The 21272-nt window shown below is 70.5% G+C and carries 17 protein-coding genes, 1 other RNA gene and 3 pseudogenes; 2 read left to right on the top strand and 19 right to left on the bottom strand.

Annotated features, from left to right (window positions below):
• Positions 1 to 86: 86 nt before the first annotated feature.
• The 4 genes from AC3ETA_RS34995 to AC3ETA_RS34980 form a co-directional block, all read right to left on the bottom strand.
• Complete coding sequence (locus AC3ETA_RS34995; protein ID WP_432196917.1) at positions 87 to 1394, bottom strand: acyltransferase family protein; 1308 nt, start codon at positions 1392 to 1394, stop codon at positions 87 to 89.
• On the bottom strand, positions 1391 to 3595 hold the full coding sequence (locus AC3ETA_RS34990) for a bifunctional polysaccharide deacetylase/glycosyltransferase family 2 protein (RefSeq protein ID WP_432196916.1): 2205 nt from the start codon (positions 3593 to 3595) through the stop codon (positions 1391 to 1393). The genes AC3ETA_RS34995 and AC3ETA_RS34990 overlap by 4 nt, the downstream gene beginning before the upstream one ends.
• Complete coding sequence (locus AC3ETA_RS34985) at positions 3595 to 4704, bottom strand: hypothetical protein (protein WP_432196915.1); 1110 nt, start codon at positions 4702 to 4704, stop codon at positions 3595 to 3597. Before AC3ETA_RS34985 ends, AC3ETA_RS34990 begins: the two co-directional genes overlap by 1 nt.
• Positions 4705 to 5002: 298 nt before the next feature.
• Positions 5003 to 5974, bottom strand: coding sequence for a LysR family transcriptional regulator (locus tag AC3ETA_RS34980; RefSeq protein WP_432196914.1), 972 nt, complete (start codon positions 5972 to 5974; stop codon positions 5003 to 5005).
• An 83-nt stretch (positions 5975 to 6057) separates the two neighbouring features.
• Between AC3ETA_RS34980 and AC3ETA_RS34975 the strand changes: the two are divergent.
• Positions 6058 to 7402 (top strand): annotated as a pseudogene (locus AC3ETA_RS34975) (MFS transporter).
• Positions 7403 to 7774: 372 nt separating this feature from the next.
• Here the strand turns inward: AC3ETA_RS34975 and AC3ETA_RS34970 are convergent.
• The 10 genes and pseudogenes from AC3ETA_RS34970 to ftsE form a co-directional block, all read right to left on the bottom strand.
• Positions 7775 to 7897, bottom strand: a pseudogene (locus AC3ETA_RS34970) (cytochrome P450); the annotation flags it as partial.
• 813 nt (positions 7898 to 8710) lie between these two features.
• Positions 8711 to 10303: a D-alanyl-D-alanine carboxypeptidase/D-alanyl-D-alanine endopeptidase gene (gene dacB, locus AC3ETA_RS34965; RefSeq protein ID WP_432196913.1), complete on the bottom strand. Its 1593-nt coding sequence runs from the start codon at positions 10301 to 10303 to the stop codon at positions 8711 to 8713.
• Between the two features lie 49 nt (positions 10304 to 10352).
• On the bottom strand, positions 10353 to 11336 hold the full coding sequence (locus tag AC3ETA_RS34960) for an extracellular catalytic domain type 1 short-chain-length polyhydroxyalkanoate depolymerase (protein ID WP_432196912.1): 984 nt from the start codon (positions 11334 to 11336) through the stop codon (positions 10353 to 10355).
• A gap of 77 nt (positions 11337 to 11413) precedes the next feature.
• Positions 11414 to 11971 carry a hypothetical protein gene (locus AC3ETA_RS34955; protein WP_432196911.1) on the bottom strand — a complete coding sequence of 186 codons (558 nt, stop codon included), beginning with the start codon at positions 11969 to 11971 and terminating at the stop codon, positions 11414 to 11416.
• Positions 11968 to 12996, bottom strand: coding sequence for a DUF4232 domain-containing protein (locus AC3ETA_RS34950; protein WP_432196910.1), 1029 nt, complete (start codon positions 12994 to 12996; stop codon positions 11968 to 11970). Before AC3ETA_RS34950 ends, AC3ETA_RS34955 begins: the two co-directional genes overlap by 4 nt.
• A 171-nt stretch (positions 12997 to 13167) precedes the next feature.
• Positions 13168 to 13536, bottom strand: a transfer-messenger RNA (tmRNA) gene (ssrA, locus tag AC3ETA_RS34945).
• A 91-nt stretch (positions 13537 to 13627) separates the two neighbouring features.
• Positions 13628 to 14170, bottom strand: a complete 543-nt coding sequence (gene smpB, locus AC3ETA_RS34940; protein ID WP_432196963.1) for an SsrA-binding protein SmpB — start codon at positions 14168 to 14170, stop codon at positions 13628 to 13630.
• A gap of 59 nt (positions 14171 to 14229) precedes the next feature.
• The gene (locus tag AC3ETA_RS34935) at positions 14230 to 15396 is read right to left on the bottom strand and encodes a S41 family peptidase (RefSeq protein ID WP_432196909.1); all 1167 of its coding nucleotides are present in this window, start codon (positions 15394 to 15396) and stop codon (positions 14230 to 14232) included.
• A 68-nt stretch (positions 15397 to 15464) separates the two neighbouring features.
• Positions 15465 to 16382, bottom strand: coding sequence for a permease-like cell division protein FtsX (gene ftsX, locus AC3ETA_RS34930; protein ID WP_432196908.1), 918 nt, complete (start codon positions 16380 to 16382; stop codon positions 15465 to 15467).
• 37 nt (positions 16383 to 16419) lie between these two features.
• Positions 16420 to 17109, bottom strand: a complete 690-nt coding sequence (ftsE, locus tag AC3ETA_RS34925; RefSeq protein WP_030952755.1) for a cell division ATP-binding protein FtsE — start codon at positions 17107 to 17109, stop codon at positions 16420 to 16422.
• Between the two features lie 387 nt (positions 17110 to 17496).
• On the opposite strand from ftsE, the gene AC3ETA_RS34920 reads away from it, so the two are divergent.
• On the top strand, positions 17497 to 17688 hold the full coding sequence (locus tag AC3ETA_RS34920) for a hypothetical protein (RefSeq protein WP_432196907.1): 192 nt from the start codon (positions 17497 to 17499) through the stop codon (positions 17686 to 17688).
• Positions 17689 to 17796: 108 nt separating this feature from the next.
• Here the strand turns inward: AC3ETA_RS34920 and AC3ETA_RS34915 are convergent, their stop codons facing one another.
• The 5 genes and pseudogenes from AC3ETA_RS34915 to AC3ETA_RS34895 form a co-directional block, all read right to left on the bottom strand.
• Complete coding sequence (locus AC3ETA_RS34915) at positions 17797 to 18408, bottom strand: LPXTG cell wall anchor domain-containing protein (protein WP_432196906.1); 612 nt, start codon at positions 18406 to 18408, stop codon at positions 17797 to 17799.
• Positions 18409 to 18696: 288 nt separating this feature from the next.
• Positions 18697 to 19803, bottom strand: coding sequence for a peptide chain release factor 2 (gene prfB / locus AC3ETA_RS34910; RefSeq protein WP_432196905.1), 1107 nt, complete (start codon positions 19801 to 19803; stop codon positions 18697 to 18699).
• A gap of 39 nt (positions 19804 to 19842) precedes the next feature.
• Complete coding sequence (locus AC3ETA_RS34905; protein WP_432196962.1) at positions 19843 to 19947, bottom strand: DUF397 domain-containing protein; 105 nt, start codon at positions 19945 to 19947, stop codon at positions 19843 to 19845.
• Positions 19907 to 20354 (bottom strand): annotated as a pseudogene (locus AC3ETA_RS34900) (Scr1 family TA system antitoxin-like transcriptional regulator); the annotation flags it as partial. The gene AC3ETA_RS34905 and the pseudogene AC3ETA_RS34900, both read right to left, overlap by 41 nt.
• A gap of 138 nt (positions 20355 to 20492) precedes the next feature.
• Entirely contained in the window at positions 20493 to 21251 is a 759-nt protein-coding gene (locus AC3ETA_RS34895) for a class I SAM-dependent methyltransferase (RefSeq protein ID WP_432196961.1), read from the bottom strand.
• Between the last annotated feature and the right edge of the window lie 21 nt (positions 21252 to 21272).

The raw sequence follows: 21272 nt of genomic DNA, 5'->3' as shown, positions 1-21272 counted from the left end.
AGCCGACGGAAAAGCCGGTCGGCCGGGTTCCACGATCAGTGGAACCCGGCCGACCCGGTACACCTCTATTTCGCCCGGTGCCCCGGCTATTTCGCCCGGTGCCCCGACCGGGAGGATCTTCTTCTCCTGGGCTTCGTGCCGTTCGGCCAGAGTCTCGGGCTTCGTTTCGCCGCGATGTCCTCCACCCATCCCACGGCCACGACGGCCAGGCCGATGAGGGGCCAGACGAGGAAGAGCATCCAGATCATGTAGGTCGAGTCGAGGGCCGCTGTGGCTCGTTCGTCCTGCATGAAGGGGAGTTCGTAGAGGCGGTCGAGGATCGGGACCGTGGCCATGATCAGGAGGTTGTGCCAGAGGTAGATGGTGACCGCTCGGTTGTTGGAGAGGGTCACCAGTTTGTCCCACTTGGCGAGTCCGCCCGGGAGTTCCTGCCAGGACGGGGAGTACTGGAGCAGGATCACCACGAAACCGAAGGACCAGGTGGCCTGGGCCAGCGGGATGTCGTTGAGGTCCCAGCCGTCCGGGCCCAGGTGGCCCGAGGCCCACCACAGGCCGAAGGCCATCACGAGGGCCGCGCAGGAGACCGCCACATAGCGCGGGATCTTCGCGAGGAACCCGTCGTGGTGGGCGATGCCCAGGACCCAGCAACTGCCGTAGACGGCGAAGTCGGTGACCGCGTTGCCCGTCTCACCGGGGATCGTGACGATGCCCGTGCCCACGACGGCCGTCAGACCGAGCGGGGCGAGCAGCGTCGGCCACGGCGCCCGGCGGAAGGCCCACACCAGCAGCGGCGACGCCACGACGAACCACAGGTAGGCACGCAGGTACCAGAGCACACCCGCCGCCTGCACCGCCCACGTGTCCTCCAGCAGGCCCGACTTGGAGCCGATGTGCCAGGGGAACGGCGGTGCGCCGATCGGGACGATGTAGTTGATCAGGTCGACCAGGGCCCAGGTGCCGCCGTGGTCGGGGTCCTTCACCGGGTTCCAGCCGCCCGCGAACATCATCGCCAGCACCACCGCGCTGAACACCCACAGGGGCGGGAGCAGACGCCGGACACGTCCCCTGATCACACCCCAGGCGGGGCGGTTCAGGGAGCGCGCCATCAGCGAGCCGGCCAGCGCGAACATCACGCCCATGGACGGGAACAGCACCGTCAGCCAGGCCCAGCCGAAGAGGTGGTAGACCACGACGCGGACCAGGGCGATGGAGCGCAGCAGGTCCAGGTAGCGGTCCCGGCCCGGCTTCTTGGGCGCGGGCGCGGGGGGTTCGGCTGCGGCCGGCTCCGGCTCCGTCACCCGCTGCTGCGGCACACCGTACGGCGCCGCCGGCCAGGCGGGATCCGACGGTCCGGCGTGCGCGCCGGTGTCCGTCGGCCGGTATCCGGGCGTCATCCGACCGGCCTCCGATCACCGTCGCGGGTGCCCGTCGAGCGCTGCCGCGGCACGGGTCCGCCGGGCGCCTCGACCACGCCGGTGCGGCGCAGCTTCTGCCAGCGCAGGCGGCCGCCGGTGAGGGCCGTGATCCAGGACTGGAGCAGGACGACGTACATGAGCTGGCGATAGAGGATCTGCTGGAGCGGGAGGGAGATGAGGTGGGTCATGCGTTCCTTGTCCAGGCGGAAGGCGTACGCGGCGCAGACCACCTGGATGGCCAGGACGCCCAGCCAGGCGCCGATGGTCTTCTGCGTCGGGCCGAAGATCAGGCCGTAGAGGAGGAAGACGTCGATCAGCGGGGCCAGCAGCGGGGCCAGGACCATGAAGAGGGAGACCAGGGGCAGTCCGACGCGGCCGAAGCGGCCGGAGGGGCCCTTCTCCACCAGCGCCTTGCGGTGCTTCCAGATCGCCTGCATGGTGCCGTACGACCACCGGTAGCGCTGCGACCACAGCTGCTGGACCGACTCCGGGGCCTCGGTCCAGGCGCGCGCGTTCTCGGCGTAGACGACGCGCCAGCCGTCGCGGTGCATCGCCATGGTGATGTCGGTGTCCTCGGCGAGCGTGTCGTCGCTCATGCCGCCGACCCGCTCCAGGGCCGTGCGGCGGAACGCGCCGACCGCGCCCGGGATGGTCGGCATGCAGCGCAGCATGTCGTACATCCGGCGGTCGAGGTTGAAGCCCATGACGTACTCGATGTGCTGCCAGGCGCCGATGAGTGAATCGCGGTTGCCGACCTTCGCGTTGCCGGCGACGGCGCCCACCTTCGGGTCGCCGAAGGGCTGTACCAGTTCCCGCACCGTCGCCGGTTCGAAGACGGTGTCGCCGTCCATCATCACGATGATGTCGTGGCGGGCGTTCGCCAGACCGCGGTTGAGTGCGGCGGGCTTGCCCGCGTTCATCTGGCGCACCACGCGGACGTTCGGCAGGCCCATCGCCTCGACGATCCGTGCCGTGCCGTCGCTCGATCCGTCGTCGACGACGATCACCTCGATCGGGTGCTCGCTCGCCATCAGCGACCGGACGGTGTTCTCGATGCACTTGGCCTCGTTGTACGCGGGGACCAGCACCGACACCGGTTCGGTGACCGGCGGGCCCCAGCGGAAGCCCCGGCGGCGCACCCGGCGCGCGTGGACGCCCGACAGCAGCAGCATCAGCACGAACCGGCTGATGACCAGGAAGCCGATCACCGCCAGGCCGGCCGCCAGCACGCCCATGATGTTCTCCGACGCCTGGACCAGGAAGATCCAGGCCTTGCCCTTCCACAGGTCGAGGCCGGCGACCTTCGTGTGCGCGCTGGGGGCGCCGAGGGCTTCGGTGAGGTTGTCGAACTCGTAGCCCTCGGCCTTCATGTCCGGCAGGAACGTGTCCAGCGCCTGGACGGTCTGGTGCCGGTCGCCGCCGGAGTCGTGCATCAGGACGATCGCGCCCTTGCCGCCCTTGGGCGTGGCCCGGCGGATGATCTCGGCGACGCCGGGCTTGCGCCAGTCCTCGCTGTCGGTGTTGTTGACGACCGTGATGTAGCCGCGCTTGCCGATGTACTCGGTCACCGGCCAGGACTTGTTGTCCATGGCGTCGGAGAAGGAGGAGTACGGCGGTCGGAACAGGGAGGTGCGGATGCCGGCCGCGCCGCTGATCGCCAGCTGGTTCTGGGACAGCTCCCAGTCGATGCGCTTCTTCGACTGGAAGGACAGGTCGGGGTGGTTGAAGGTGTGCAGGCCGACCTCGTGGCCCTCCTCGACCATCCGCCGGACCAGGTCCGGGTAGCGCGAGGCCATGGTCCCGGTGACGAAGAAGACCGCGTGCGCGTCGTGCTCCTTGAGCACGTCCAGCACCCTGGGGGTCCAGGTCGGGTCCGGGCCGTCGTCGAAGGTGAGGACGAGCCGGTGGTCCTGGAGGCTGAGGCTCTCGGTGCGGCCGCTGCGGGTGTCGATGACCGGGCCGCCGCCGAGGATCTTCTCCGGCACCTGGTCGGAGGAGGCGGGCGGACGGACACGGTGGTCGGCCAGGATCTCGCTGTGCACGTACCCCCGCAGCATCAGCATCGCCATCAGCGCGACGAGGACGAGCGAGGGCAGCAGCAGGCGCATGGGCACACGGCGGCGCCGGGAGCCGTCGGGGGCTCCGGTCGCGGGCCCGTGACGGCGGGTGCGGGAGGCCATCAGAAGGTGTACTCCGGGGACGGGGCGGCGAGCGCGGAGGCGTTGGTGCCCTCCGCGAGAGGAGAGGGGTCGCTCGGGCCGTTCGCGACCGTCCCGGTGGCGGGTTCGTCGGTGGTCGCGGGATCGGTCGGCTCCTGGGTGGGGCCGCCGCCGTCCGTCGGGCTCGGGTCGGGGTCGCTGGTGGTGGGCTGGGTGGGCGGATCCGGATCCGGGGTGGAGCCGGTGCCCGGGTTGGTGGTGCTCTTGGTGGCGGTCGGCTTCGGGTCGGCCGAGGTGCCGGGGTTCTCGGCGGTGGCCGGGGCGCCGGACGCACCGGCGTCGGCGTCCGGGGACGCCGTCGTGTCCGTGCTTGCCGTCGGCGAAGTGCCGGGCGAGACGCTGCCGGTGGCGGAGGGCTGCGGTGCCGACTCCGCGGGCAGCGGCGGGGTGTCGACCTGGCCGGCCGGGTTCTCCTTGGGGTTCTCGACGGGCAGCCACGGCGCGTCGGAGTTGCCGGAGAGCACCGTGGCGACGATGACCACGGCGTAGACCGCGCAGGCCAGCCCGACCGCCATGCCTATCCGGCGCAAGCGGCGGCTGCGGCGGCCCGACTCGTCGACGAACACCGGTCCGTCGGAACTCTCGCCGCCGCGCGGGGCCTCCTTGGCCGCGCGCAGCATGTTGTCGAGGTGGAGGCCGACGCCGTCGAGCTGGACGGTGACCTCGTTCGGGTCGTGGGTCGCGCCGGGGCCGTCGGACCGCGCGGACCGCTCCGGCCGCTCGGACTCCTCCGGCTGGTCGGCCCACGGGTCGCGTACGGCGGGCGCGGGACGCGTCTCACCGGCCGCCGGGAAGGCGTCGGTACGGCGTGCCGTAGGGCGGTCGAAGGCCGACCAGCCGTCCGCCCGTGCGGAGTCGGGCCGGCGTGCGTCCGACCCGTCGCCGGGTATGCGTGTGCCCGCCGACCCGACCGGCGGCAGGACCGCGGTCTGATCGGCATCGGCCGCGAACGCCCCGGGGGCGCCTCGCAGGACCTGTGTCTCATCGGCGTCCGAGTAGGCACGCCCGCCACCGTGGAGTATCTCCGTCTCCCTTGCTTCGGATCGGGAGCGATGGCTGGGACCAGGCACGCCGGCCACGGCTGTCTCGCCGGTGGCCGGAAAGGCCTGGGTGTCACCCCTCGTCCCCCCCACGGAAGAACCCCCGCCGGAACCCGACGCCGATGCGACATCGGGCCACTCCGGTTGGGCGTCTTCTCGCCATTTCTTCACGCGCACGCACATCCCCCCACGGGACCGTTCCGGGTGCGCGTACGACACTGAGCACCCGTCGCCGTACCGAGCCCCCACCCGGCCGAGCGCCCCCCTCTACCACAACGTGCTCAGGCCACGAATGTAGCGCACGCGGAGGTTTTGCGGTTCCAGAGTGTCAATTGTGCACCCTCATGGTGACCGAATCCATGGCCGGAATCCACCCATCGGCGGGCCTGCGGAGCCATCCCTCCTCCGCCGAGACCTCGGCCGCCGCGCGCCGAAGAGCCTCGAACGCGGGGTGCACCAGCCCCTTCCGCCACACCAGGGACACGGGCGAGAGCGGCACGGGCTCGACGAGCGGGCGCAGCACCGTCGACGGCATGGCCGGAAAGTCCACCACGGCGAGGATCGGGTTCCGCGTCTTGGCCATGATCCGCTGGAACTCCTCGTCACCGATCGCGAGCGGCGCGGGCGCGGCGAGCTCGATGCCCCACTCCTCGAACAACTGCCGCGCGAGATCGGTCCACTCCGGTGTACGGGGATTTCCGGCACCCGCGTACACGGTCTCGCCGGCCAGCGCGGCCAGGGGCACCAGCGGCTTTTCGGCCAGCGGATGGTCCTCGGGCAGCAGGATCGCCATCGGCTCGAAACGCACGGGTCGGTGGTCCAGACCCGCCCGCAGCGCGGGGTCCAGTCCGGCGAACCGTCCGAACGAGCAGTCCAGCCGGCCCGCCACCATCTCGCCGGCGGCGCCCGTCAGGCCGCTCTCGTAGCGGGCCATGAGCTCCAGGTCGGGGGCGAGCGCGCGGGCCCGGTGCAGCACCCTGCGGCCGGTGGCCAGGCCCGGCGAGTTCAGGTCCACCAGCAGCGGGCGGGCCTGCCCGAAGGCGGCGAGCAGGTCGTCCTGCGCCTGGAGGGCCCGGCGCGCGTACGGCACCAGCCGCTCGCCGTCGCCGGTCAGGGTGACCTGCCGGGTCGTGCGCACGAACAGCTCGGCGCCCAACTCCCGCTCCAGCCGCCGTACGTCCCGGCTGAGCGCCTGCTGGGCGACGTACAGCCGTGCCGCGGCGCGGGTGAAGTGCAGCTCCTCCGCGACGGCGAGGAAGGCGCGCAGCAGGCGCGGGTCGAGGTGGGCGGGAGCGGGCATGCGGCGAACCTACAACGCAGGTGCGTGAATCCGCATCGAACAGGTGTTGGACCCCTTGATCGGCTTCCGGCGACGGTGGAGCCATGCCGCAGCAGCCCGCCAGAGGAACCCCTCTGTTCACCGTCACCGCCGACACCCTCGTCGCCGTCGACTTCGGCCCCCGCACCAGGCGCCGCGCGCCCGGCCCGTACGGCCGCCTCTTCGCCCGGCCCGGCACCCGGGCCTTCACCCTGGCGAACCTGCTCGCCCGGCTCCCCATGGGCATGTTCAGCGTGAGCGCGGTCGTGATGATCGCCGGGACCAGGGGGTCGTACGCCCTCGCCGGCGCCGTCACCGCGACCGGCCTCGCGGCGACCGCGCTGGTCGCGCCCTGGACCGCGCGGCTCGTCGACCGGTACGGCCAGGCCCGGGTGGCCGTACCCGCCACGCTCGTCGCGGCACTGGGGAGCCTCGCGCTGCTGCTGTGCGTGCGGTACGACGCCCCGGCCTGGACTCTCTTCGCCGCGTACGCCGCCACCGCGACGACCCCCAACACCGGCGGCATGTCCCGCGCCCGCTGGGCCCACCTCCTGGACGGCGACGGCGACGCCCTGCACACGGCGAACTCCTTCGAGCAGGCCGCCGACGAGCTGTGCTTCATGCTGGGCCCGGTGCTCGCGGCCTTCCTGTGCGGGGGGGTTCTTCCCGGAGGCGGGGACGTTGGTCGGGGTGGTGCTCCTGGTGACGGGCGTCCTGGCCTTCGCGGCCCAGCGCTCGACCGAGCCGCCGCCGTCGGGCCGTACGACGACCACCCCACCCACACCACCACCCTCGCCCCGCACGACGACCACCCCACCCACACCACCACCCTCACCCCTGCGCTCCCCCGGCATGCCCCCGCTCCTCGCCGTCTGTCTCGCCCTGGGCGCGGTGTTCGGGTCGATGGAGGTCGTCACGATCGCCTTCGCCGAGGCGCAGGGCCACCGCACGGCCGCCGGTGTCGTGCTCGCGCTCCAGGCGGGCGGGTCCTGCGCGGCCGGTCTGCTGTACGGCAGGATCCGGTTCGCAGGGCCCGCCGAGGACCGCTACCCGTGGTGCGTGGCCGCGATGACCGCGCTGCTGATCCTCCCGCTGCTCGCCGCGTCCCTGACCGGCTCGCTCCTGCTGCTGTCCGCCGCGCTGCCGGTCGCCGGGATGGCCACGGCGCCGACCATGATCACCAACATGACCCTGGTGCAGCGCCGCACCCCGGACGGCCGCCTCAACGAGGGGATGACCCTCGCGGTGACCGCCCTGCTCGGCGGCATCGCCTGCGGCAGCGCGGCCGGAGGGTGGGTGGTGGAGCACCTCGCACCGCCGGCCGGCTACGGCGTACCGGTCACGGCGGCGGCGGTGGCGCTGCTCGTCGCTCTGACGGGGCCGGGCGTCAGGACGGCGGCGGACGCCTGACGAGACCGGCGTCACGAGCGCGCCCTGACGGGCCGAGCGTCGGAACCGCCCCCTGGCAGGACCCGGCGTCACGAGCGCGCCCTGACAGGCCGAGCGTCGGGACCGCCCCCTGGCAGGACCCGGCGTCACGAGCGCGCCCTGACAGGCCGAGCGTCGGGACCGCCCCCTGGCAGGACCCGGTGTCACGAGCGCGCCCTGACCCGGACCCGTGCCGGTCCCTTGGCCATCAGCGTGATCCCCGCCCCAGTGGCACCTCGCCCTCCTGCACGTCCGTGAGCTCGAACTCCCGCAGCAGCACCGCCAGTCCCAGTACCCGAGCACCCGGTCCACCTCCTCGCGCACCCGCCCCTGTTCCTCCGGGTGCCGGGCGAGGAGGTGCAGGGCGAAGGCGAGCGCGGTGGCGGTGGTCTCGTGGCCGGCGAGGAGGAAGATCAGTACCTGTTCGCGCAGTTCGTCGGTGTCGAGGCTGCCGTCCTCGGCGTTCTCGGCGTGCACGAGGAGGGTGACCAAGGTCGTCCCCGTCCTCGCGGTCCCGGCGGCTGGCGATGATCCCGTCGCACAGCCCGAACAGCTCCGACTGCAGCCGTACGGCACGGCGGTTGGCGGGGGTGGGCCAGGTGCGGGGCGCCTTGAACGGGGAGAGGCCGCGCTTCAGGGAGTACTCCTGGAGCTGCGGCAGGGTGCGCTCGATGGTCTCGAATACCTGCTTCACATCCGTGCCGAACAGGATCCGGCCCACGACGTCGACTCACCCTGGATCGCACATACTTTCGCGCCGTGCGAGGCCTCCCGTCCAGGGCGTGACGGGCGGCTGATCGTGGTGCCTGAGGGGGGCTCGTGTGCTGTACTTGTATCTGCTTCACCGCCCGCTCGGGCTGGTGTCGGATGTCCCCAGGCCATGTGGGGATATCCGGCTTCGGCGCCCGCCCAGGTGGGAACAGATGGGGCCCCACTCGGAGCTGTAACTCCGAGCAGGACCCCGGCTCAGCAGGTGTTTGTCGGATGTCCCCAGGCCTTTTGGGGATATCCGACTACCTGGTGAGCCACCAGAGCAGCCACCTCCTCGCGTGCCTTGCCACTCGCTCCGGCAGAAGCCGGATCAGCCGCATGACGAGAGTCAGTTTCTGCTCCTCGTGACAGCACATACCGAGGCGTCCTCCCTTCTACGTGAGGCGGCCTCTCACAGGCCCGGGACCGCTCTCGTCGGGCCGGGCCCCGAGGAGCGAGGTCCGGCCGTGAAGGGAGGACGCACCCAGAGGTGCGTCACGACGCAGATACTACCGGTCGCGGATCACTCGCTGTGCGTAATCAACAAAGAGCCGGTTTGCGCCAGCTGCACTCGATGTCGGCGTCCGTCCCGCCCCCACGCACCGCCGCCGGCCCGGCCGTCTCCGCCGTCGACCTGGCCAGCGTCACCACGATCGCGTCCTCCAGGGGTTTCACGGAAGAGGCCAGGTAGTTGTTGAGGACGATGCCGTAGACGAGTTCGCGTCCGGCGGCGTCCGTGACGTAGCCGGAGAGGGCCGAGGCGCCCGTCAACGACCCCGTCTTCGCGCGGGCGTTGAGGGCTGCGGGGGTGCCGCACATCCGTGAGCGCAGGGTGCCTCCGACGAAGCGGTCGGGGGCGCAGGCGACGGGCAGGGAGCGGCGCCAGTCGGCGTACCAGGGCTCGGAGCGCACGGCGAGGAGGAGTTGGACGAGCTGTCCGGCCGTGAAGTTGTCCATCCGGGAGAGCCCGGAGCCATCGACCTGCCGCAGCTTGCCGGTGTCGAGGCCGGCGCCCTTGAGGTAGCCGCCGATCGCCGCGAGCCCGGCGTCCCAGCTCCCCTCCCCCGAGACCTTGTGCCCCATGGCCTTGGTGAGGATCTCGGCGTGCATGTTGTTGGAGAGCTTCATGAACGGGACGAGCAGGTCCTTCAGCGGCATGGAGTCGTGGGAGGCCAGCCGCCGTGCCGTCGTGGGGGTCGCGAGCCCGGTCCGGGTGGGTCCGGCGACCTTGACGCCGTGCTTCGCGAGCGCGTCCCGGAAGACGGCGGCGGCGTATCCGGTGGGCTCCCACACGGTGACCCACTCCTTGGCACCGGCGCCGCCGACGGGTGTCGTACCGCTGACGGCGACGGTGTTCGTGCCGTGCTCCCGCTCGACGGTGAGGTCGTTCGCCCCGCCGGCGGCGACGGTGTCGGCGTCCACCTCGATGTCGACGTAGTCGGTGTCGGGCGTGACGGTGACGACGGGTGCGTCCCCGGCCGCCGCCCCCGGCCGGACCGTCACGATCACGGTGCCGGTGTCGTAGTCGGTGTCCGGTGCCACGGCGAGCGCGCTGATCTGCGCGGAGTAGTAGGACGACTCGTCGTCGGCGGCCCAGGAACGGCCGAGGCGACGGTCGTCGAACCGGGTGTCGTCGGCGACGAGGCGTCCGTCGACCCGGGTGATCCCGGCCGCCGCGATCCGCTCGGCGAGCGCGTCGTAGTCACCGGCGAGCAGGGTGGGGTCCCCGGTGCCGCGCAGATACAGATCGCCCTTGAGCCGGGAGCCGGACTGCCGCCCGGTGGCCAGGACGTCGGTGCCGAACCGGTGGTCGGGCCCGAGGATCTCCATCGCGGCGGCCGAGGTGGCGAGCTTGGTGTTGGAGGCGGGCATCAGCCGGGTGGAGGGCAGGTGCTGGTAGAGGAGTTCACCGCTGCCGGCGTCGGCGATCACGACGCCCGCCACGCCGCCCTCCATCCGCGGATCGCCGAGGATCGTGTCGACGGCCTCGGGCAGGCCGGTCCGGTCGGAGTCCGCACCGGCCTGCGCGCCGGGCCCCAGCACGGCGGCGACGAGCGCCACGGCGAGAGGCCAGGTCCACAGTCTGCCAAGGGAGTTCGGGCGGCTCCCGGAATCGCTCACGGGTCTGCTCATGCCTCAGCAGCATCCCGGAGAACCGCCCGCGGCGACAGAGCACCTTCTCTCAGCCCAGCCCCCAGGCCCGCCCCATCCGGTACGCGCCGCACAGATCGACGTCGAGGACGTACGCCCCGGCGGTTCCGCACTGCTCGCTCCCGCTGCCCGGGTCGACGGGCTGGCCGTGCCCCATCCCGGTGATGCTGTACGTCTCCACGACCGCCCGCCCGGCCGCGTCCCGGAAGACCTGGTGCGGATAGCCGGCGACGGTGTCGCTGACGTCGGCGCTCTGGTCGGCGCCGTGCACATCGGTCCACTGCCGCATCAGGTCGGTCATGTTGACGGGCTTCACGGTGTAGTCGGCCGTGCCCTGGAAGGCGACCAGCGTGGGCCAGGGGCCGCTGAAGCCGGGCCGGGCGGCACGCACCCGGTCGCCCCACTGCTTCGCGGTCTGCGTCGCGCCGACGTACATGCACACGTACGGCGAACCGGCGGCCTGCGCGCACCCGTACGGCAGCCCGGCCGCGATCCCGCCGGAGGCGAACTTCTCCGGGTACGCCGCCATCATCACGGCAGTCATCGCGCCCCCGGCGGACAGCCCCGTGACATGCACGCGGGAGGTGTCGCCGGAGGTGTCGGCGAGCTGCCGGTCGACCATCTGGGCCACGGACGCGGCCTCGCCCCGGCCGCGCGCGATGTCGCCGGTCTGGAACCAGTTGAAGCAGGACGAGACGTTGTTGGCGGTCTGCTGCTGCGGCAGGACGACGGAGAAGCCCCAGCGGTCGGCGAGCTGGAGCCATCCGCTGCCGGTGCCGTAGCCGGAGGCGTTCTGTGTGCAGCCGTGCAGCGCGACGACCACGGGCCGGCCGGCGGGCAGCCCGTCGGGGACGTACCGGAACATGCGCAGGGCACCGGGGTTGGTCCCGAACCCGGTCACCTCCTGGAGGGAGGCGGCCGAGGCGCGGCCCGGAGTGAGGAAGGCGGCGATCAGGGCGACGAGCAGGGTCGCCAGGACAGTGACATGACGGCTTGCGGCTCTGGTCGGTGTCATGCCGAGGGACGGTAGAAGCGTGAACCACCCGCCGATATGGCGTGGGGCACCACAACGGGCGCGCCCGCCATGGTTGTTCAGCCGGTGCGCGGTCCGCTGAACTGGCGCACGAGCGTCCTCGGGTCCCGCGCGACCTGCCACAGTCCGACGGCGAGCAGCGCCAGGCTGATCACGAAGCAGACCCAGAACACGAACTGGGCGCCCGTCGCGAGGTCACGGGTGCCGCCGCCCTCGTAGCGGCAGTACGCCTGGGGCGGGAACACCTCCGACACACCGACCCCGCCGTAGCGCATGGTGCACGGGTCCTCGCCGGGGTCCTTCACGGTGTCGTCCGCGGTGACGACCAGCAGCCACGCCAGCGCCGTCACCGGGACGGTGGCGAAGACGACCGGTTTCGTCCAGGTCGGCAGGCGGGGATGGCCGAGGATTCCGTTGAGCGCGACCAGGACGACGAGATACACCGCGCCCGTCCCGACCGCGACGGCACGCCGGTCGAACACCGCGTCCAGGAGCCACATCAGCACCACCACCGGGGGCGCGGTCAGGACGACCACCTTGATGCCGGGCGCGATGCGCGACAGGGCGAGCAGGTACAGCGCCGCCGCGCAGCCGAGGAGGACGAGGAACCCGGTCACGGGCGCGGGATCTCGGCGGCGGAATCCCGGTAGGTCTCGTCGCGCTCCCAGGGTCCGACGCCGAGCTTGCCCGTCGTCCCGAGGTCGAATTCCGGGGTCACCGTCACCGGGTCCGCGCCGGGCTTCGCCCGCACGCGGACGTACGGCGCGTTCACCGCCTCACCGAAGCCGGTGGTGTTGCGCCAGGCCAGCGAGGCCCTCGCGGCCTCACCGGGGCGCAGCACGACGGGCCGCGGTTCGCCGCCCCCGGCCAGACCGGTGGCGGCGATCTGGTCGGTTCCGTGGAGAATCCGTACGCCGTCGACGGTGTCGCGGTCCTCGTCGAGCAGCTCCAACTCCGGGTAGCCGTCCACCCGGTAGGGCCGGGTGCCGCAGTTGACGAGGTGCAGTCCGACGACCCGCAGCCCCATCGCCGCGTCCCCCCGGTCCGCGAACACCCGCACCCCGGAGGCGGGGCAGGGCCCCGAGGCGGACGACAGCTCACCGACCGGAACGCTGCGCACCTTGATCACGTCGACGCCTGCCACCTCGGGTGCCTGCACGGCCGGTTCCCGCATGGCGACGACCGCCTTGGCGGTCCGTCCGGGCCCGACCGACTCGACGGTCTTCTCGACGTTGTCGACCGCGCCGCCGGACGCCGAGAGGAACCCGACGGTCACCGTGTAGGTGACGGCCTCCGTCCCCTGGTTGGTGACCTCGAACTCCGCGCTGTAGTCGGCGGCGCAGCCGCTCCCCTCCGCCCAGGCGTACAGCCCGGTGACCCGCACGCCGGTCTCGTCCGTGGCGGCGGGCGGCGGCAGGGGCAGCGGGGTCGGGGTGCCGGAGGGGGTGACGGGCGAGTCGGCGGGCGTCGGCAGGCTGCCGTACCGCGTGTAGTCCGAGGGGCACAGGGCCTCGGCCCTGACCCGTCCGTCACCGCCGGCCTGCGACCGCGCGTCGTCCCTTGAGGCGCTCTGCGTACCGCATGCGGCGAGCAGCAGGAGTCCGGCGACGGCGGCAGGGGCGGTGCGGAAGGCTCTCGACATCCGCCCACCTCACCAAGGGACCGCTCCCACGGGCTGTGGCGGAACCCACACTTCCGGTCACAGCAGTGTCACAGATCACTCCAGCCTCTCGGGCCGCATGGCAAAGGCCCCGCCGCTGATGCGCGACGGGGCCTTTGCCCACATGGGTGAGGAGGTCCGGAAACCTCCCGATCGTGGAGATGGCGGGAATCGAACCCGCGTCCAACGGTGCAGAATCAGGGCTTCTCCGTGTGCAGTTCGCTGTGATTTTCTCGGCCCCGGCGATCACGCGAACAAGTCGCCGACGGGCCCAGTCACTGTTTGGTTTCCCTCTTCACCCCGTGACCGGGATCAAGGTTTAGTTCCCTAGCTGATGCCAGGATCCGGGTCGGGAACAGCCCCGGGCTGACACTTCGCAAGTCGCTACTTAGGCAGCGAGGGCGAAGGAATCGCGCTTGGTGTTGGCGATTATTTTTTGCGACATATGGTTTACGAGATCATTGCCGCTTCCTCGACACGCTTCCCCTGCTTCGACAGCCGCTGTCGAAACCGATCATCCCCATGTTGTGTTTTCAAAGCGTGCACCCTGCGTTGGGGTGCGATGCCATCGTACGTGACCAGCGCACGCGGATGCCACCGTATTCCCGGGCGGTCACACGCCCCGCTGCCTGCGCTTCGCGGCCGCGATCGCCCGGTCCGACTCCCGCCGGTCCTGCTTCTCCCGCAGGGTCTGGCGCTTGTCGTACTCCTTCTTGCCTCGCGCGAGAGCGATCTCGGCCTTGGCCCGGCCGTCCTTGAAGTACAGGGCGAGGGGCACGATCGTGTGACCCGTCTCCTGGGACTTCGCCTCCAGTTTGTCGATCTCCTCGCGGTGCAGCAGGAGCTTGCGCTTGCGGCGTGCGGAGTGGTTGGTCCAGCTGCCCTGGTGGTACTCCGGGATGTGGGCGTTGTGCAGCCACGCCTCGCCCCCGTCGATCTGGACGAAGCCGTCGGTCAGCGACGTCCGGCCCTCGCGCAGCGACTTGACCTCGGTGCCCATCAGCACCAGGCCCGCCTCGTACGTGTCGATGATCGCGTAGTCGTGCCGGGCCTTCTTGTTCTGGGCGACGATCTTGCGCTTGCCGCCCTTCTCGCCGTCCCTGCCCTTCGCGGCCGCGCCGCCCTGCTTGGGCTGGGACTCCTTGGGTACGTACATTCCCTTGCTCATAGTGCCGTCCATTTTCGCACTACGGAGGGGGTGCACGGAAAGCCGATTTACGACTCTCCGAGCCCGCTGAGGACCGTCTCGGCCCGCCCCAGGACACCGCGGTCGGCCTCCAGGTCGGGGGTGATGCCCCGCCCGTCGACGGTCCGGCCGGAGGGGGTGCGGTAGTGGCCGACGGTCAGCTCGGCCACGGAGCCGTCGGGCAGCCGGCTCGGCATCTGGACCGAGCCCTTGCCGAAGGTACGGGTGCCCACGACGACCGCGCGGCTGCGGTCCTGGAGGGCACCGGTGAGCAGCTCGGCGGCGCTCATGGTGCCGCCGTCGACGAGGGTCACCAGGGGCCTGCCGGTGTCGCCGCCGGGTTCGGCGTGCAGGGCGCGCTGGTCGCCGTCGACGTCGTAGGTGGCGACGAGGCCCCCGTCGAGGAAGGCGGAGGCGGCGGTGACGGCCTCGGTGACCAGACCGCCGGAGTTGCCCCGCAGGTCGAGGACGATGCCGGAGCCGGCCGGGACCCGGCGCACCGCGTCCCGGACCGCGGCGCCGACGCCCTTGGTGAAGGACGCGATCCGGATGACGGTGCTGCCGCCGGGGAGTTCCCGCGCGGTGACCGAGTCGATGGACAGCCGGGCGCGTCGCAGCGTGAGGTCCCACGCGCGCCTGCCGCGTTCCATGCCCACCTTCACCGGCGTGCCGGCGGGCTTGTCCCTGGCGTCACCCCTCAGTAAGGCGACGACCTCGGTGACCGGACGCCCGTCGACCTTCTCCCCGTCGACGCTGCGCAGCCGGTCGCCCGCGCGGATCCCGGCCGTGGCGGCGGGCGACCCCGCCCGCACCCTCGTCACCTCGATACGGCCGTCGCGCTCGCGGCGCGCCCACAGCCCGACGCCGGTGTACGCGCCGTCGAGGGCCTCCTCGAACTCCTCGTACTCCCCCTGGGAGTAGACGGCGCCCCAGCGGTCCCCGCTGCGGCTGACCGCTCGCTCGGCGGCCTCCATGGGGGACTTGCCGGCGGCCATGGCCTTGGCGGCCGCCTCGGCGACCTCCTCGTGCCGGCCCGCGGAGGCGGCCGAACGGGACGCGTCCTCCGGGGTTTTCCGGTCAGGGCCGGGCAGCGAGCCGGTCGCGGCACCGGCGACGAGCACGCTCGCGAAGACCAACGTCAGGGCGGCCCCGCGGCCGAAGCGGCGGGGCTGACAGAACAGGTCACGACCTGACATGCCGGTGAGTCTAGGACAACGCGAAGGGGCCGTACGGCGCCTTGCCCGTACGGCCCCATTGGCGTTGGTCACACCTTCAGGTACTTGCGCAGCGCGAAGAACGCCGCCAGCGCCGGCATCAGCAGGCTTGTCGCGAGAATGAGCGGCAGCTTCGTCAACACCGCGTCCCAGCCGATGAAGTTGATCAGATTCAGCTTCTCCGACAGGGCCAGGCCGTGATCGATGATGAAGTACCGCGCCACCACCAGGAAGCCGCAGGCGACCAACCCGCCGATGAGCCCGGCGACCGCGGCCTCCATGATGAACGGGGCCTGGATGTAGAAGCCCGAGGCGCCGACCAGCCGCATGATGCCGGTCTCGCGCCGCCGGCTGAAGGCCGAGACGCGCACGGTGTTCACGATCAGCATCAGCGCGACGACCAGCATCAGCGCCATCACCGCCCGCGCGGCCCAGTTCATGCCGTTGAGCAGCCCGAAGAGGTTGTCCAGGATGCCCTTCTGGTCCTGCACCGACTGCACGCCGTCCCGCCCGTCGAAGGCGGTCGCGATGACCTCGTACTTCTCCGGGTCCTTCAGCTTGATCCGGTACGACTCCTGCATCTGGTCCGGCGTGAGCGAGGCGGCCAGCGGCGAGTCGCCGAACTGCTCCTTGTAGTGCTTGTACGCCTGGTCCTGCGACTCGTACGTCACCTTGTCGACGACCGAGACCTTGTCCAGGTCGGCGAGGATCTCCTTCTTCTGGTCCTCGGTGACCGCGCCCTTGGCGCAGTTGGGGTCGGACTCGGCGTCGCTCTTGTTGCAGAGGAAGACCGAGACGTTGACCTTGTCGTACCAGTAGCCCTTCATCGTGTTGACCTGGTCGCTCATCAGGAGCGACCCGCCGAACAGGGCGAGCGACAGGGCGACGGAGACGATGACGGCGAAGGTCATCGTCAGATTGCGGCGGAGACCGACACCGATCTCGGACAGTACGAACTGGGCGCGCATGGCGTCTCTTTCAGGCCTTCGAAGTGGACGGGTCGGGTCAGTGCTGGTAGCCGTAGACGCCGCGTGCCTGGTCGCGGACGAGGCGGCCCTTCTCCAGCTCGATGACGCGCTTGCGCATCTGGTCCACGATGTTCTGATCGTGCGTGGCCATCACGACCGTCGTCCCGGTCCGGTTGATCCGGTCGAGCAGCTTCATGATGCCGACGGAGGTCTGCGGGTCGAGGTTGCCGGTGGGCTCGTCGCAGATGAGCAGCTTGGGCCGGTTCACGAAGGCGCGGGCGATGGCCACCCGCTGCTGCTCACCACCCGACAGCTCGCCGGGCATCCGGTCCTCCTTGCCGCCGAGCCCGACGAGGTCGAGCACCTGCGGCACGGACTTGCGGATCTCGCCGCGCGACTTGCCGATCACCTCCTGCGCGAAGGCGACGTTCTCGCCGACCGTCTTGTTCGGAAGGAGCCGGAAGTCCTGGAACACCGTCCCCAGCTGGCGGCGCATCTGCGGCACCTTCCAGTTGGAGAGGCGCGCGAGGTCCTTGCCCAGGATGTGCACCTGTCCGTGGCTGGCCCGCTCCTCGCGGAGGATCAGCCGCAGGAAGGTGGACTTTCCGGAGCCGGAGGACCCCACGAGGAACACGAACTCGCCCTTCTCCACTTCCAGGGACACATCCCTGAGTGCGGGGCGGGTCTGCTTGGGGTAGACCTTGGAGACGTTGTCGAATCGGATCACGGATGCACCACGGGTAGCCGGGGGTAGATGAGCGTGACCATACGCGAACCGGGGGTGGGGGCGCAGTCGCCGGAAGGGGTTGCGTAAGGGTTGTTCGCATTTGTGCCGGATCAGGTGACGCCCTGCAAGGGGCGCGGGGCCGTGGGGCGCGGGACCGCGGAGCGCGGGACCGTGGAGCGCGGGACCGCGGAGCGCGGGAATGTCGATGTGCGGCTCCGCCGCGTGTGCGCGACCAGCCCCGCACGGCCCGCAGCCGCGAGACAATGGAAACCACCCCTCCGGGGGCGCCCGAGCCCTTTGCCGGAGAACCTGGCATTGTGGAGAGAGGGAACGTTCTCGGGGCCGAACCCGTTGAACCCCCGGAGGGACTCGCAAGGAGGGTGGCGCATGACGTACGACCGGCTGGTGTGCGCGAACTGTGCCGCGCCCGTGAGTGAGGGCCGCTGCCCCGTCTGCCGGGCGAATCGCGAGCGGCTTCAGCAGGAGAACCCGTTGGCGGGCCTGAACCCGATGACGCTGATCGCCCTGCTGGCGATACTGATCGCGGCGGCGGCCCTGCTGGCGCATCAGACCGTGTAGGACACCGCACACACCGCGCATGGACATGACGAGGGGCCCGGAGCGAAGCACGCTCCGGGCCCCTCGGCCGTACGACGTCAGTCACACGGCGTAGACGTTCGGCTACCGTCAGGCAGCCGCACCGCCACGGCCGGCGGCGAGGCGCGGCAGCACCCGGAAGCCGATGCCACCGGCGATCATGGTGGCGGCGCCGACCAGCAGGAACGTGGTCTGCGCGGCACCGGTCTCGGCGAGCTCGTCGCCGCCGCCCTGGGCGGTGGTGCTGGTGCCCGTGCCGGTGCTGTCGGCGCCGGTGTCGGTCAGGGAAGAGGAGCCCTCCTCCTGCGGGGACGTGCCACCGTCGGGGTCGGTGTTGTTGCCGCCGCCGTTGTTGCCGTTGCCGTTGCCGTTGCCGCCACCGTTGCCATTGCCGTTGCCCGGGTCGGTCGGGTCGGTGGACGGGTCCTCGGTGGCCGGCGGCTCCTCGGGCTCGGTGGGCTCGAGCGTGGGCTCCTCCGGCTCGGGCTCCGTGGTCGGCGGCTCCTCCGGAAGGTTGGTCGGGATCTCCGGGTCGGGCTCGGGCTCGCTCGTCGTCGGCGACGGCGTCGGCTCAGGGCAGACGACGATGAGGTCGCAGCCCTCGTCAGCGGAGGCGACACCAGCGAGGGACAGCGAGGCACCGGCCGCGATCACGGCACCGGCCGCTATCCGAGCGACACGGACCCGCGTCTTGTTAGTCATGTTCTTGCTACCCCCAGTAGCTGAATCGTCGGTGAGGCAGCGCACGGGGCCGTGATCGACGGAGGCAGCAGAACAAGAGCCCCCGGTTCACATGCGCCCCAGAGATACGCATGCCGCACTTCACCCTTCCCATTTTTCAAGTCTTCGTCAAGGCCGTTGCGCGCGCGATGTCCAAGTACGGCCTCTTTGGCAGGGGTTGGAAGCTGTGAGTGTGATGTAAAACCCAGACATGCAGGCACAGAAAAGGCAACTGCCGCCGAGATGGCGGCAGTTGCCTTGTCGACAAACTTACTTCTCCTGCTGCTTGCGCCAGCGAATTCCGGCTTCGAGGAAGCCGTCGATCTCACCGTTGAAAACGGCCTCGGGGTTGCCGACCTCGAATTCGGTCCGCAGATCCTTGACCATCTGGTACGGGTGCAGGACGTACGAACGCATCTGGTTGCCCCAGGAGTTGCCGCCGTCGCCCTTGAGGGCGTCCATCTTGGCCTGCTCCTCCTGCCGGCGCCGCTCCAGGAGCTTGGCCTGGAGGACGTTCATCGCGGTCGCCTTGTTCTGGATCTGCGACCGCTCGTTCTGGCAGGAGACGACGATGCCGGTGGGGATGTGGGTCAGTCGCACCGCGGAGTCGGTGGTGTTCACGCCCTGGCCGCCGGGACCCGAGGAGCGGTAGACGTCCACGCGCAGCTCGGACTCGTCGATCTCGATGTGGTCGGTCTGCTCGACCACCGGCAGCACCTCGACGCCCGCGAAGGACGTCTGGCGGCGGCCCTGGTTGTCGAAGGGCGAGATGCGCACGAGCCGGTGGGTGCCCTGCTCGACCGAGAGGGTGCCGTAGGCGTACGGCACCTGCACGGAGAAGGTGGTCGACTTGATGCCGGCCTCCTCCGCGTACGACGTCTCGATGAGCTCGGTCTTGTAGCCCTTCTGCTCCGCCCAGCGCAGGTACATCCGCTGCAGCTTCTCGGCGAAGTCGGCGGCGTCCACGCCGCCCGCCTCGGCGCGGATGTTGACGAGCGCCTCACGGGAGTCGTACTCACCGCTCAGGAGCGTGCGGACCTCCATCTCGTCCAGCGCCTTGCGGACGGACGCGAGCTCGGACTCGGCCTCGGCACGGGTGTCCGGGTCGTCCTCCTCCTCGGCCATCTCGAAGAGCACGGCGAGATCGTCGATCCGCCCCCGCAGCGCCTCGGCCTTCCTGACCTCGGCCTGGAGGTGGCTCAGCTTGCTGGTGATCTTCTGCGCCTCGTCCGGGTTGTCCCACAGGGACGGCGCGGCCGCCTGCTCCTCGAGCACGGCGATGTCTGCCCTCAGCTTGTCGAGGTCCAGAACGGCCTCGATCGACTCCATGGTCGAGGAGAGGGACTTGAGCTCTTCGGATACATCGACGACTGCCACGCCTCCAGCGTAACGGCTCCGCCAAGCGGTGCGGAGCCGTCACTCTCCGTGACGGGATACAAACGCCAGCCAGGCCGGGCGGCTGACGACCAGGACCGGGCCGTCAGGGTTCTTGCTGTCGCGGACGGGGACGACGGCGGGGATGGCGGGGGCTATTTCTATGCAGTGCCGCCGTCGTTGCCGCTGTAACTGCTCTTGATCCAGGTCGCCGCGCTCAGTTCGTGCCTGTTCATGATCGCGTTCATGCCCTTCCATCGTCTCGCCGATCATGCGGCAGATTTCGGGGCAAACAGAGCGTCTGCCCTGAGCAGATCATAGGTTCGGTTGTGCCGCGCGCAGACCTCCGGATCATTGTTGAAGTGGGCATGGCTCAGCGACTCCGAGTAGACCCACCGCTCCCCGTCGGGCAGCATGATCAACGACATGGATGACGTGGGGCGGATAATGCCGTAGAGGCCAGCCGGAACAACCTGAACACGGATGTTGGGGCGCTGACCGACCCTCAACAAGCGCGCGCACTGGTCGCGCATCACGGCTGGGCTCCCCACCACGCAGTACCCCTCTACCTGCTTCTTCGCAGGTCAGCGCATGATGTGTGTTCCGCTGGTGTCCGTGGTCGTGCGGGGCAATCCGTGGTTGTTGCCGTCGCTACCGCTGTCAGGGCCCGGTGGCTGGTGCTGGTGTCCTCTCTAGCCCTGTCGGTCATCACGGGTGTATCGGGCAACTGTGTACGCGATGGGTCCGGTAAACCCTGTCTCTGCGCCGTCGTTCATGTCCAGGACTTCGAAGCCGGCGCCCTCCGCGTAGCGTTCGAGCTCCTGGGGGAACAGGATGCGTCTGCGGATCTCGTCTCGGGCCTCGTTGCCCGAGGGAAGCGTCCAGTGTCGGTGCATGGTGTTGATCTGGGTCCGCAGGTTCCACGTGTGGCGGATGGTGACGGTAGCGGGGCCTCGCGGGGTGTCGACCGTGGCGGTGGTCGGCTCGGTCCGGGTGATCGGGGCGATGGGGGAACACAGCACGAGCAGCGCTGTCGGCTGGGCGTGGGCGGCGAAGGTAGCGAAGACCTGGCTGATGCCGTGGTTGTCGTGGACGTAGGCGAGGCTGTTGCCCATGCAGGTCACTACGTCCATGCGTTTGCCGAGTCGTGCGGTGCGCATGTCTCCGGTGCGGATGTCCAGCTCCGGCCGGGCCTGGTGGGCGTAGTGGACCAGGCCGGGCTGGAGGTCCACGCCGATGCACTCGAAGCGCTTGGCCAGGATCTCCAGGTCGCGGCCGGTACCGCATCCGAAGTCGACCAGGGTCCGGGCGTCCGGCTGGTGCAGTTCGATCAGGGTCTGGCACATTCCTGCGCTCGTGCTGTCGGACTGGACCACGTCGCAGAGCGCCGGATCGCGGTACAGGAGGTTGGCGGCTTCCACGTGCTCGGCTTCCGTGTCGGGGCTGGTCACATGAGGCTTCGCAGTCCGACC

The organism is Streptomyces sp. bgisy027 (assembly GCF_057710365.1).
The sequence above is the reverse complement of the archived record's forward strand: the minus strand, read 5'-3'. Positions and strand labels throughout refer to the sequence as shown.

Excerpts from the sequence above, each read along its gene's own strand:
- AC3ETA_RS34960 (WP_432196912.1), bottom strand. The coding sequence starts at position 11,336 with ATGACACCGACCAGAGCCGCAAGCCGTCATGTCACTGTCCTGGCGACC.
- AC3ETA_RS34990 (WP_432196916.1), bottom strand. The coding sequence starts at position 3,595 with ATGGCCTCCCGCACCCGCCGTCACGGGCCCGCGACCGGAGCCCCCGAC.
- smpB (WP_432196963.1), bottom strand. The coding sequence starts at position 14,170 with ATGTACGTACCCAAGGAGTCCCAGCCCAAGCAGGGCGGCGCGGCCGCG.
- AC3ETA_RS34995 (WP_432196917.1), bottom strand. The coding sequence starts at position 1,394 with ATGACGCCCGGATACCGGCCGACGGACACCGGCGCGCACGCCGGACCG.
- ftsX (WP_432196908.1), bottom strand. The coding sequence starts at position 16,382 with ATGCGCGCCCAGTTCGTACTGTCCGAGATCGGTGTCGGTCTCCGCCGC.
- AC3ETA_RS34980 (WP_432196914.1), bottom strand. The coding sequence starts at position 5,974 with ATGCCCGCTCCCGCCCACCTCGACCCGCGCCTGCTGCGCGCCTTCCTC.
- AC3ETA_RS34935 (WP_432196909.1), bottom strand. The coding sequence starts at position 15,396 with ATGTCAGGTCGTGACCTGTTCTGTCAGCCCCGCCGCTTCGGCCGCGGG.
- AC3ETA_RS34915 (WP_432196906.1), bottom strand. The coding sequence starts at position 18,408 with ATGACTAACAAGACGCGGGTCCGTGTCGCTCGGATAGCGGCCGGTGCC.
- AC3ETA_RS34950 (WP_432196910.1), bottom strand. The coding sequence starts at position 12,996 with ATGTCGAGAGCCTTCCGCACCGCCCCTGCCGCCGTCGCCGGACTCCTG.
- AC3ETA_RS34920 (WP_432196907.1), top strand. The coding sequence starts at position 17,497 with ATGACGTACGACCGGCTGGTGTGCGCGAACTGTGCCGCGCCCGTGAGT.
- dacB (WP_432196913.1), bottom strand. The coding sequence starts at position 10,303 with ATGAGCAGACCCGTGAGCGATTCCGGGAGCCGCCCGAACTCCCTTGGC.